5 protein-coding genes and 1 pseudogene are annotated in these 12,421 nt (G+C 63.2%); 2 read left to right on the plus strand and 4 right to left on the minus strand.

What is annotated here, in order from left to right; genetic code table 11:
- From F561_RS29455 to F561_RS27080, 4 genes and pseudogenes are all read right to left on the minus strand, one after another.
- Positions 1-1,565: PKD domain-containing protein (locus F561_RS29455; protein WP_040379905.1), on the minus strand; the 1,565-nt coding region annotated here is incomplete at its 3' end.
- Positions 1,562-2,836, minus strand: coding sequence for a hypothetical protein (locus tag F561_RS0105255; RefSeq protein ID WP_157451587.1), 1,275 nt, complete (start codon positions 2,834-2,836; stop codon positions 1,562-1,564). The genes F561_RS29455 and F561_RS0105255, both read right to left, overlap by 4 nt.
- A gap of 381 nt (positions 2,837-3,217) precedes the next feature.
- Positions 3,218-6,613, minus strand: coding sequence for an ATP-binding protein (locus tag F561_RS24835; RefSeq protein ID WP_019008903.1), 3,396 nt, complete (start codon positions 6,611-6,613; stop codon positions 3,218-3,220).
- 467 nt (positions 6,614-7,080) lie between these two features.
- Positions 7,081-9,500 (minus strand): annotated as a pseudogene (locus F561_RS27080) (putative bifunctional diguanylate cyclase/phosphodiesterase).
- 827 nt (positions 9,501-10,327) lie between these two features.
- Between F561_RS27080 and F561_RS27085 the strand changes: the two are divergent.
- Together F561_RS27085 and F561_RS0105275 are read left to right on the plus strand one after the other, a co-directional pair.
- A complete protein-coding gene (locus tag F561_RS27085; RefSeq protein ID WP_019008906.1) occupies positions 10,328-12,118 on the plus strand; it encodes an NPCBM/NEW2 domain-containing protein in 1,791 nt (596 codons plus the stop codon).
- A 46-nt stretch (positions 12,119-12,164) separates the two neighbouring features.
- Positions 12,165-12,421 (plus strand): helix-turn-helix domain-containing protein (locus F561_RS0105275; protein ID WP_019008907.1); only part of this gene is annotated, 257 nt, incomplete at its 3' end.

Consider the following 12,421-nt stretch of genomic DNA (forward strand, 5'->3'; position numbering starts at 1 on the left):
ACCGGAGTGCTGCCCTGTGGCGTGACCTGAACCGTGAAGCTTCCCGGCTGGGTGTAGGTGTGGGTCAGTTGCGCGGTCACTGCCGTTGGCGTCAGGGCTTCCGTCGTTCCATCGCCCCAAGCGACGCTGTAGGCATAGCCAGTCAGCAGGTTGCTCAAATTCAGCGTGGCCGTCAGGACATTGGAAGTGGCCGTGGCGGTTGGAGCGGGCACGGTCGTCGTTACGGTGGCTGTAGCTGGAGTGGTCGCAGAGGAAGTCAATGTGACGGTGTAGGTGCCGGGCTGAGCGTACACATGCGTCTTCTGGCTGGTCGCTGTGCCTGTGATGGTATCGGTGGTGTTATCGCCCCAATCCAGCGTGTAGATCAGAGTGGAGCTGAGTTCGGACAGGTTGGCCGTCACGGTCTGACGAATCGGGGCACTGGCGGGCAGCACGGACAGCAGAGCGCCCGGCACGGTCAGGGTCACGGTGGTGGTCACTGGAATGCCGCCCTGTGGAATCACCTGAATGGTGAACGTACCGGGTTGGCTGTAGGTGTGCGTCAGCTGTGCCGTGACATCGCTGGCCGTTAGAGGCTCTGTGGCGCTGTCGCCCCAGTTGACGCTGTAGGTCGAGTTCTGGACAAGGTTTCCGAGGTTCAGGGTGGCGGTCAGGACGTTCGCCGTGGCCGTGACAATCGGAGGAGGAAGCGCGACGGTGACGGTGGTCGTCGCAGGTGGGCTGTTCCTCGGGGTGACCTGAATGGTGTAGGTTCCCGGCTGGAGGTAAGGGTGAACGAGTTGCACGTTGGGATCGCCCTGGGCAGTCAGGGTTTCGGTACTGCCGTCTCCCCAGTCGATGCTGTACTGATAGTCACCGACAAGGTTGCCCAGGTTCAGGGTGGCGCTCAGGCCGTTGGCGGTTGCGCTGAGGGTGGGAACAGGGGCCGCAACCCTGACCGTCGCAATGACCGGGGTAATTTCAGTGGCCGAGAGCGTGACGACGTACGTGTCCGCCCGACTGTAGAAATGCTCGTTGCGTACTTCTGTCACACCGGTGATGGTGTCGGTCAGGCCGTCGCCCCAATCCAGGGTGTAGGTCAGGTTGGGGTCGAGGGGTCTGGCGTCGGCCACCACCGGCTGCTGCAGAGAAGCGTTGGCAGGCGTGAGCGTCAGCACAGGTGGGGGTGAAGTGACCGTCACTTCCGCCAGAATCTGGGCATTCCGGTTGGCATTGGGCTGCACCTCGCTGATGATCGGAAAGGGGCGACCGGGCACCAGGTAGACGTGCGTCAGAACGACAACCGGGGTCTGTCCGCCGGGGTTGCCGAAAGTGTCGCAGGGACCGCTGAGGTTTTCGCCTTCCCAGCACAGGGTGTACTGGGCGTCTGCGGGAATGCCGTTAAAGCTGATGGTGAAGGGCGTTCCAGCCTGAACGGTGGGCACGTAGGAGACGGTACCGGGTGGGGTATATGCCTGCGCCGAGGCCAGACCGGGCAGCACGAACAGCAGCAGCGCAAGCCACCACTGACCGGAAAACGCCGCTCGCCGCAGAAACGGGAGAGGCGCAGAATGGGTGAAGGTCATCGGGACTCCTTGTCGGGAAAGCGGTAGCGCAGGCCCACGCCGTAGCGGTAGCTGGCGGGAGCAGTGGCGGCCACCGACCGTTCGTAACGGGCACTGGTACTGACGTCCAGACGCGGAGCGACGGCGTAGTTCAGGGTCAGGTCTGCCCGGCCAGTGAGGTTGGTGGGGGCGCCAAGCGCACTTTGTAGATTCAGACCCAGCCCCAACTCCGCGCCAAAGGCTCCGGCGGCGTAATTCAGGGTGCCGGTGGCCGAGCCGGAAGTGCTGTTGGGAGCGCGGGTATAGGAGAGGTTCAGCCCTCCCTGCCAGGGACGCTGCTGCCCGTTGAGGGATGCCTGGGCGCTGACGGTGGGCGAGGTATCGGGGGGAGCGGTCAGGCTGGCGCTGACTCCAAAGCGCAGGCCGCCAGCCTGGGTGCTGAGGTCGGCGCTGTAGACCGGTGTTCGCGTGGCCGGAATCAGCGAGACGCCCGCACCGACGTTCAGGCGTTCAGAAATCGCCAGGCGTGCGCCGACCCCCACAGCAAGTTGGGTACCGCTGGTGGCCGCATTGGTTCGCAGTTGCCAGGGCCCGGTCGCGTAGGTCAGTGCGGCACTGGCGCTGGGTAGGCTCCCAGCCGCCCAGGAAGCGGTGGCGGTGGTCGTCAGGTCAGGTCTGAGCCTCGCCGTGGCGCCGCCGCTCACATTCCAGCGGGCTTCCCCGTTTTGCAGGCTGAGACCGGGGGCAAGGTAAGCGGTGGTGCCCCCCTTGGCATACGCCAGCGACCCGCCCAGGCTGCCGCTCCACAGCACCACATCCTGCACAGGCAGTTGAACAGCGGTGGCCGTGGCTGTAGCGCTGGCGTTCAGCTCCCGGCTGAGCCGCAGCCCACTTCCCAGACTGACCGTGTGGCTGCGGTATCCGAAACTGGGAGATTCACTGGCCGACAGCGCGTATAAAACGGTGGTCGAGGTCAGGGCGACGCCCTCGGCTGGAGCCGGCGGCACGTAGGTGTAGACCAGGGTGGCGCTGGTGTCCGTGCGCCCGGCAGGGAGGTCGGCGCTGCGGCGGCCCGTGGCCTGAAAAATATGGCGCGGACGGCTGTAGCGCACGCCGAAAGTGACGAGGTTGCGTTCGGCACTCAGGTCCAGAGTCGCGTTGGGGCCAGCGCCCTGCGGGGTCTGGTAATGGCCCGAAACGCTCACGCCGTCCAGCCACCCCAGAGGCGGCGGGGCGCTGTAAAAGCGCACCTGAATGTTTCCCTCTGCGTGGGCTGAGCTGCCCAGGCCCATGGCCAGAGCCAGCGGAATGATTCCCCACCGGACTCTGTCATGCCCGGCCCCCACTCCAGAGCCTGCACATGTTGCGCAGAGGGTGGGCAAGGCTCTACCTGAAGTGCCCCTCACAGACCACGCCGCTTTACAGACGTATTCCGGTCGAATCTCAGGACAGTGGGATTCGGGCAGAGTGCGTCTGACACAGCACAAAACGCAGTTCTGACTATTGGCGAACCGGAAAAACGCGGTGCGGATAGCGGGCTCTGTAAAAGTGCGGCAGCGAGAGGGCGGCCAGCCAGTGTCATTGCCGCTCTCCGGCCGGGCCGAAGAACAGACCTAAAGAGGTCTTCAAGAAAGACATGGGAATCTCACGTAAGCACGCTAGAGCCTCCCGCGTTATTGAAGCGTTATGCCGTCAGGGGGGGCAGTAATCGCCTTCAGAAATCCTGAAGGTGCCTGGGACAGCAGTTGCCCGTACAGGTCAGTTGCCTGTTGGCCCCATGCCGCGTCCATGACCGACAGGGCACGCGCCACCTGGTAGTGCACGTCCAGCATGCCGCCGCTCTGGGCCAGGTGCGCGGCTTCCAGCAGGTCAGCCTCGGCGTGTGCCGCCCCGCGCCGCGTGGCCCGCAGGAGCAGGCTCCGCGCCAGCAGTTCACTCATCTGGCACGCACGGGCCTGCCGCACCGCCTCGTCTGCCAGAGCTGTCGCCTCCGTATGCCTGCCGCCCAGAGTGGCGACCAGCACCAGCGCCTGGTACGCAACCACCTGCGTCAGGGGCACCTGAACATGAACCGACAGTTCCTGAACGCGCTGGCCCCACCGCTCCGCCTCGGCCCGCTGACCCGAGAGCGCCTGTGCCGATACGAGGCCACTGAGGGCCAGTGAGAGCCGCACGGGATCGTTGATGTTCTGGGCAGCATTGACGGCCCGCAGCAGCAGTCCCGAGGCCTCCTCGTAGCGTCCGGCATACAGGGTCAGCAGGCCGCGCCGGTGCCACAGGTCCACCAGATGCGGCGGGTACGCGCCCAACGCTGGCTCCGCTGCTTCCAGTTCGAGCAGCGCCTTGCGGTAGCGGCCCTGACTGATTGACACGGTGGCCTGATGAACCCGCCGCACCCCCACATCAAACGGAGAGCTTGAGGGACTCAGCGGGGGGGCCAGAATCGCCTCGGCCTGCGCGAGCCGCCCCAGCGCCCAGTAGGTCCAGCCCAGATTTCCAGCGTACCAGACAGGGTCGGAGGGAGGACTGCCGGGGGTGGCGGTGGGCTGGAACGCCTCGTACAACTGGGCCGCCTCTACCAAGCGGCCACCCACCCAGAGCAGCAGCGCGTGCTCGTTCACGATCTCGGTGCGCCCCGGTGCCAGCGCCTGCGCCCTCAGAATCGCCTCTTCGGCTTCTGCGTACTGGCCCGCCCGCAGATGAACTGCGAAGCGGATGCGCCACAGCTCCGCCTGCTCCAGCTCCGGGAGGCGGTCACGCGCCAGTTCGGTGGCCCGCACGATCCGGGTCCGGGCCTCTTCCAGCCGTCCACATAGCCGGTACAGTTCGGCCAGAGCGGCGTGGATCTCGATTTCCCGGTGGAGACCCGGAGTACGCAGCAGCGTCGCCAGCAGCGCCTGTTCCGATCCAGCGGGGTCAGAGCCGCGCAGGGCCATTCCCAGGCCGTACTGCGCGTCCAGGACGCTGCTGTGCGCTGGATTCCCGGTCATCATGGCCCGCCGGAAATCCCCGGCAGCGTCCAGCCAGGCCCCCCGGCCCAGCGCCATCCAACCGGCCCTGACCCAGTGCGGCGAGGCGTTGAACGGCTGCCCGGCGGCCTCCCAGTGGAGCGCCAGGTGCTCGGGCACGGCGGCCCTGGGGTGAGATTCGGCCCGGCCCTGAAGATGTGCCGCGACGCTGGCGTGCAGCAGCGCCCGCACCGGCAGGGGCACACTCCGGCGGGCCGCCTGCGCGATCAGGTCATGCGCGAAACTCGGGCCGCTCATGATCTGGGCCGCCTCCAGTTCGGCCCAGGGCTGCACCAGATCGAGGGGGTGAAGGTTCATCACGTGCGCCGCCAGTTCCGCGTCGAACTCCGAACCGGCCACAGCGGCCACACGGGCCAGCCGGAGCGCCGAATCCGAAACGCGCTCCAGGCGGCGGCGCAACAGGGGTTCGAGTTGCGGCGGGATCGGCAACGCGTCTGTGGGCGTCTCAAGTCCTCCAGCGTCCATCAGGCTGCGCAGGGTTTCCAGCACGAACAGCGGGTTCCCTCCGGTGTGCCGCCACAGGGCGCTGACCACTGATGCTTCTGCTGGTCTGGCGGCTGATCCCACCGAGTCGGCCTCCGTGGCCCGGTGTGCCAGGAACGCGGCGGTCAGCGCCTGCACTCCAGCTTCGGGGAGGGGCTGGAGATCGATGGTCAGGGCAGCGGCTCCCTCCACCAGCCGCTCGATGGTTTCCAGACGCGCGAACGAGAGTTCACCCTGCCGGAAGGTGATGCCCACCTGCACGCCCAGCCTCCGCCACTCGGGCTGCGAAAAGATGAACATCCACGCTTCCCAGCTGCGCTCATCTGTCCACTGATCGTCGTCGAACATCAGGCTGCCTGCCGCGCCCGCGCCGCCCGGCTGCAACGCCAGCGCCAACGGCAGCAGGGAGGTGATCAGGCGGGTCATCGCTTCCAGAAAGCGGCGCAGAGCTGCCGCCGAGTCCAGCAGTCCCGGCCTCGGGCCTCCGGGCCACAGGTCTGGTAGCAGGTGGGCGGCCTCCACCCGGACCCAGTCTTCCAGAGGCTCAGGCACAGCCACTGGACCTGACAAGGCAGCGTCATGGTGCACCTGAAGCAGCCGACGCACCAGCCGTCCCAGCGCCAGATAGGGCACCGCTTCATCGTTCGGACGCGACTCCAGGCACAGCACCGCGCCCCGCGCACGCAACACGTCTTGCAGCAGCCGCGTCTTGCCCATGCCCGGCGGACCGCTCACCATCACCACCTGCCCTGCGTTCAGCGCCGCGTTCAGCCGTGCCCATTCCGTTTCGCGGCCCGCCAGAGGAGGCCGCCAGGCCACCGGCCCACTGGGCGAACCCTGCGCCGCGACGCCCGGCCCGGCCCGCCCGATCCGGTCAGCCAGCGCCAGCGTTTCCGGCATCGGAGATACCCCCAGTTCCCGCTTCAGGGTGTCGCGGCAGGTGCGGAAGGCCGTCAGCGCCGCCGCCTGGTCTCCCCTGCCCGCATGGAGGGTCATGATCAACCGGTACGCGGGTTCAGACAGGGGGTCGATGTTCAGCAGCCGCACGGCACGCTGCATGGCGCTGCCCAGGTCTCCGGCCTCCTGATCCGCGCGGCACCGTTGCCACAAAGCGTCGCGGCGCAGCGTGCGGTGCCGTTCGCGCTCGGCCAGCAACCACTCCTCGAATGCCGGGCAGTCACTGAAATCCTGCCCGGCCAGCAGTTCGCCCTCCCAGGCCGGTTGTTCCAGATCGCGCCCCTCGAACGCCGCCAGCCTGAACTCCAGGGCGTCCGAATGAACGTCCTCGGCCAGCGTCAGCAGGCGCTCACCCACCACCGGCTCTGTCCCGTAGGAACGCAGCCGCCAGAGGACCTGACGCAGATTGGTTCGTGCGGACCGGTCCGGGACATTGGGCCACAGCAGGCCCGCCAACCGTTCCCGCGTGACCTGACCCTCCAGGCACACGTACACAAGCACCCCCGCCGCCTTGCGTTCCAGAAGCCGAACCCGGTCTGCCACCGCGAGAGAAGGCGCACCCAGGACCTTCAGGGTGACAACTGGGGCGAGAGAGGTCACCGGCTCACTATAGGAGGGTTGATCTCTAAGGCGTGCCCCGCACACATCAAATAAACCTCAGATGGAAGGAACCGCAATACGAAGTAAAGGGTTTGGGAGTGACGCTCGCAATGAACAGTGACCGGATGAACAGAAAAGCCTTGAACATCTTCAGAGCTGAGGGAGGGATTGAAAAAGTCAGGGCAGCAGGACAAGAGAGCCGTAGTTTACTGGCAAGAATCGAGAGCACAGTCCAATTGACCACAACTTACTCAGGCAGAACCCCACCCGTTTTCAAAGAGGACGAGAAATGATGCCTGTGCTTATTCCACCAATCAGGGAGCAATAAATGAAGGCCCAAATTCTATGGTTGTTTTCACCGCTGCGTTTCAATGAAATGGGTCCAGTCACAGGGGAGCTTGCGCGGCGCAAGTGCCGGCGCTCTCCCCTCTGAACTGCCGTATTCCACGATGCAGCTGAGGAGAGGTTTACCCTGCCGACCGTTCTGGTTGCGGTTGCGGCACAGAGGAATAGACAAAGTCCCACAGTGCAGTGGAAGTCAGCGGTCTGGCATAGAGGAAGCCCTGAGCCAGATGGCACTGCCATGCCCGCAGCAGCGCCGCCTGCTCGGGAGTCTCGACCCCCTCAGCCACCACCTGCAACCCCAGTTCGCCTGCCATACGGATGACCGAGGCCAAAATGACCTGCCGGCGCGGATCGGTGTCTGCGCCCCTCAGGAATGAGCGGTCAAGCTTTAATTTGTCCAGCGGCAGTTCCGGACCAATTCCAGACTGGCGTAGCCTGTGCCGAAGTCGTCCAGCGACACCGTCACGCCCAGCGCCCTCACCTGTGCCAGTTGCCGGGTCGCGGCAGCAAGGTCGGCGATCACGGCCGTCTCCGTCACCTCTATTTCCAGAAGGCTGGAGGGTAAGCCGCTGCCGCGCAGGCCGTCGGCCAGTTGAGCCACCAGGGTGCCGTCCCGCAACTGCACGGCGCTGATGTTCACAGCGACGCGCAGAGACCGGCCCGCTGCGTGCCAGTGCGCAGCCTGCGTACAGGCCGTGTTCAGAACCCAGCGCCCAATTTCTGTGATCAACCCCGTTTCCTCGGTCACAGGAATAAAGTGTGCGGGTGAAACCGGGCCATGACCAGGACGCTGCCACCGGAGCAGCGCCTCGCAGCCCACCATTGCTCCAGAGTGAAGATTGACCAGCGGCTGATAGACCAGAGAAAACTCTCCCCGGTCCAGAGCACCTCGCAGATCCCGTTCGATGGCGGCCCGCCGCTGGGCCTCGTCAGACAGACGGGGGGTGTAGGGCTCGACCGCCTGGCCTGTAATTTTGGCGTGGTACATGGCCAGGTCTGCGTGCCGGAGCAGGACCGAGACATCGTTTGCAGTTCCCCCCAGGGGCGAGTGGCTGACCCCAGCACTGGCACTGACGAACAGATCTCCTGCACTGGTAGGCAGTGGACAGTCCAGCGTGTTGAGTATCCCCTGCGTACTTTCCAGGGCCGCCTCCATGGTCTGGACTTCCAGCAGCAACACGAATTCGTCCCCGCCCAGCCGGGCCACCATTCCCTCTGCAGACCTGTCCAGTCCAGCCGCAAAGCGGTCAGCGACACCACGCAGAATTTCGTCTCCGACCTCGTGCCCAAGCGTATCGTTGATGGACTTGAATCCATTGAGATCAATCAGGGCCACCGCCACCGCCGCCGTGCCTTCCAACATCCCCGAAAGCTGATCACGAAACCGCCGCCGATTGGGCAGGCCGGTCAACTCGTCTCTCGAGGCTTGATGGAACAGTTGCTGCTGGTGCTCATCTGTACGGTCAAGCAAACTGTTGAGGGCGTCTCCCAGGGCGCTCAGCTCATCCTGACCTGACACCGGGAGCCGGGCGGCCTTGTCCTCGCTGGCCTGCAAGACCTGTACGCTCTGCCGGTAGAGGGTCAGGCGGCGCAGGATCAGGGCCTCGACCAATGCCATGATCAAGGCAGTAAAGAGCAGCACCATTCCCAACACGGTCCAGAGGATGACCCGCGCGGTGATCAGTCCATTGGCATGGTCCACCCGGTCTGAACCGACCTTCAACGTGAGACTGGGGCGCTGCTGAAAATCCAGCAAGTTCAGGTGGCCTTCAATTCGCTGCTCGTTGATCTGCTGGACGAGGATCCCTCCTGAACCGGGCGGCACCGCCCTTGCATCTGCACTGGCCGGTTGCACCTGAAGCGTCAGTCGGGAATCCCGTTTGAGGGTGTCCAACAGCAGCGGCGTCAACTGTTTGCCCATGACGATGGTGCCTGCCGCCGGGCCAGCCCCCGCGCTGGTGACAATCGGGCGTGCGGCGAGCAGCCAGGCATTTCCTGAAAGGGTGACCAGACCCTTTTGCACGTCTTCCAGCGTGCGGAACCTCAGGAGAGAGGGAAAAGAACGTGCGATCTCAGCACCAAGGGCCGCGCTGGGTTCGAACCGTCGGCGGCTCAGATCATAGAACCAGGCGCTGACCAACTGGCCCTGCGGCGTGAAGTAGACGAAGAGATTGACGGCTGCCGCCTCAAAAGACGAAGCTGTCAGATTGTTCTGCTCATATTCATGTGTGGGACGCTGAACGTAGCGGTAGGTGTCGTCCCAGACGGACCAGTTGAGGACAAAGGTGCTCAGGTTCTCTTGCTCGCTGTCCAGCGCCTGTGCGGCGCGTTCAGTGTCCTGCCGCATACGCGCCGTTTCCTGCTGGTCAAAACGGGCCAGCACCAGCCGTGGCAACAACGCCGCCACCACCAACATTAACCCCATTCCCGCCAGCGCCAATGCCGCCAGCACCTTTAACCGTAAGGAGAACCGGATCCGGAGAGGCAGAGGGGGGGGCAGCCATAAGAAAGACGGTTCAGAATCAGAGAAAGGTCTGTCCATAATTCTGGCCCCAGCACGTCACCGAGGTCTTACACCTTGGATTTTTTAGAGCGCATTCATAAATAAGGGTTGGATTGATCCAGAAACAGACCCTGTCATCACTGTGAATCCGCACAAGCTGATGGTGCAGGTCAACCCGCTGTTGTGGCTTTGAAGACCCTGTTTCAATTTTTTCAACGGCCATGAAGCCCGAAATCTTCGCTCCTGTCACGTGAGACGACATAACCAGGCCACTGGATGACGCTGCCCGCGCCCGCGCTCATACCAAAGAGGTGAACGAGGAGCAGCGCCTGACCCACCGACCAAGTCATGGGTTTGGGTGATATTTGCCGTGATCCTGTTACAGCGATCTGAGAACGCCTCAACTGCAACCCCTGGGACCGTCGCCACAGCCCTCAACAGGGCCATTCCAAAGAAGTTCAAGTCTAGGCTTCAAGATCGTCAGACGGCGGCCCCCTATCAGCAGAAACTGCTCCCACACCGGAGATGTGGGAGGCTGGAACATGGTTCCCGGGTGAGGCTGATGCGGTCCTGGCGTGCTGCAAGGTCGTCAGACAGTAGAGTCACTACCCTCTTCCACCGGTTGATGAGACAGGATTCACCTGCCTGTCACCGTAAAAGCTCCTGCTTGGTAGCTGAAGCTGAGACGGCGATGAGGGCAATGTCATAGAGAAAGTTCACGGCCAGGGCCAACGCCTTGTAGAAGGCCCCCCAAAAGTTTATAGGCCGGCCTTCATGCCTCCCAGATGTTTCAGGGGTATCACTCAGGACACACTCAGGTCGATCTACCCCCCGGCCTTTTCCTCTGTCTGCTTGCCTGGAGTGTTATGTCTAACCGCTTGCCCCGTGTGCTCGCTGGCTTCACGCTGCCCCTAGTCTTGTTCAGCTGTGCTCAACCTGACCACGCTGTTGCCGCCGACCCCTACGCCAATGGGCAAACCTATCCCTGGAGCATGCAGCGATTGACCTCTCAGTCCTTAACGCCCGGCGTCAACACCCTGCAGTACGAGACCATGACCTATGCTCGCAACAGCTGGGGTCCAGTAGAGCGCAACCGCAGCAACGGTGAACAACAGGCCGGCGACGGGAAGCCGTTGACGTTGAACGGCAAGGTGTATGCCCAAGGATTCGGCGTCCATGCGGGCAGCGAGATGCGCTTCAGTCTTCAAGGAATAGACGGCGCTCAATGTCAGACTTTCACGGCCGATATTGGCATTGATGATGAAGTCAGCAGCCGGGGCAGTGTCCAATTTCAAGTTTTTGCGGATGGTGTCCAGCTATATCAGAGCAGTCAGATGGTGGCGACCAGTCCCACGGAACACATCAGTGTCAGCGTGGCCGGTCGAAAAGAACTCCGCTTGGTGGTCACGGATGGAGGCAATGGCATCAGTTTTGACCATGCCGACTGGGCCGACCCCAAACTGGTATGTGTGACCTTGCCCCCCACGCCGCCAACTGGCGCACCAGGCAGCCTGGATCTCAGCTTTGATACTGACGGCTTCGTACAACAACCCGTTGTGTCTCCGGCAGCTGACGCCGACCGAAGCTTTTCAGGACTGATTTCCCTGCCCAGCGGCCAACTCATCACTCAAACTGGCTTCAGTGTGTACCGTTACAACGCCACTGGAGCGCTGGATCTGACCTTTGGGCAGGGGGGATTTGCCCGCCCCATCGGGCCGCCCTCTCAGATCTTTGATCTAGAGACTCAACCCACCGGGCACGTGCTCTTTTCTGGCATCCGGCGAGGCCTCAACCAAGGGTTCGTGGAGCGGCTTTTGCCCAGTGGCCTGCCTGACCTGAGCTTTGGAGGACAGGGGAACGGCACCCTGACGCTCTCCGCAAGTGAGTATCACCTCGCTGTGCAATCAGATGGACGGTTTCTCACTGCCGGTATTTCTGAAATCACAGGCGGCGCTCTCCGATTGGTGGTGCGGCGCTTTCAGGCCAGTGGCCTACCAGATCTGACATACGGTAGTTCCGGCAGAGTGGTGGCCGATGTGGGCCTGAACCCCGGAGAAGGCTACCGCATTGAAAAGACATTGATTCAGCCCGACGGCAAGCTCATCGTTGGTGCTACTGCGGGGCCAAGCTTCCCTGACACCTCGTTTCACCTCACCCGTTTCTTACCCGGTGGTCAACTGGATTCCAGCTTCGGGAGAGACGGTTGGTTGACTTCTCGTCCTCAGGGTCTACCTGTCGAAATGACCGATGTAGGGTTGAGCCCGACTGGACATCTGATCGTGACTGGGGGGGTCGTGGTCTCCCCGTACATCCGGGGTACGATGACGCGCTACAGCAGTAGCGGAAACCTGGATCAAACCTTTGGCACCTCTGGAAGCGTTAACTTTGATGGACTCTTTACAGTGAAAGCGGCGGCGGTGCAGACGGATGGCCGCGTCCTCCTGATCTTCCCTGATGACGGCACACCTGTGTCGAGGGATGTGGTGCGGTTGCAGGCCGATGGGCGCCCCGATACCAGCTTTGGTTCGGCAGGACGGGTTCGGTTCAATCTGCAGGGTTTGTCGCTAGATGACGTGACAGTTCAAACCGATGGCCGGATTGTTCTGGGAGGAGGAGAGGGAGGCCGTTCTGCTGATCTGATTCGGCTCTTCCCCTAGTACAGCGTCAACCGATTAGGGTGAGTATCCACCGATAACATGAGGCATGAAACGTTTTCCTGTGCGGTTGACGCCCGAAGAGCACGCTGAGCTCGACCGCTTCGTCCACACCGGCATCCGCAGTGTTCAGGCGGTGGTGCGTGCCCGTCTCTTGTTGATGGCGAACGAACAGGGTGCCGCGCAGAATGACGTCGAGATCGCCCGAACCCTCTCTATCAGTGTCAAAACCGTCCAGGAGAATCGCAAACGCTACGCACAGGACGGCCTCCAGGCCGTCTTGAACCGCAGACCCCGGAAAGATAA

Origin of the sequence: Deinococcus aquatilis DSM 23025, from assembly GCF_000378445.1 — a bacterium.
Taxonomy (GTDB): domain Bacteria; phylum Deinococcota; class Deinococci; order Deinococcales; family Deinococcaceae; genus Deinococcus; species Deinococcus aquatilis.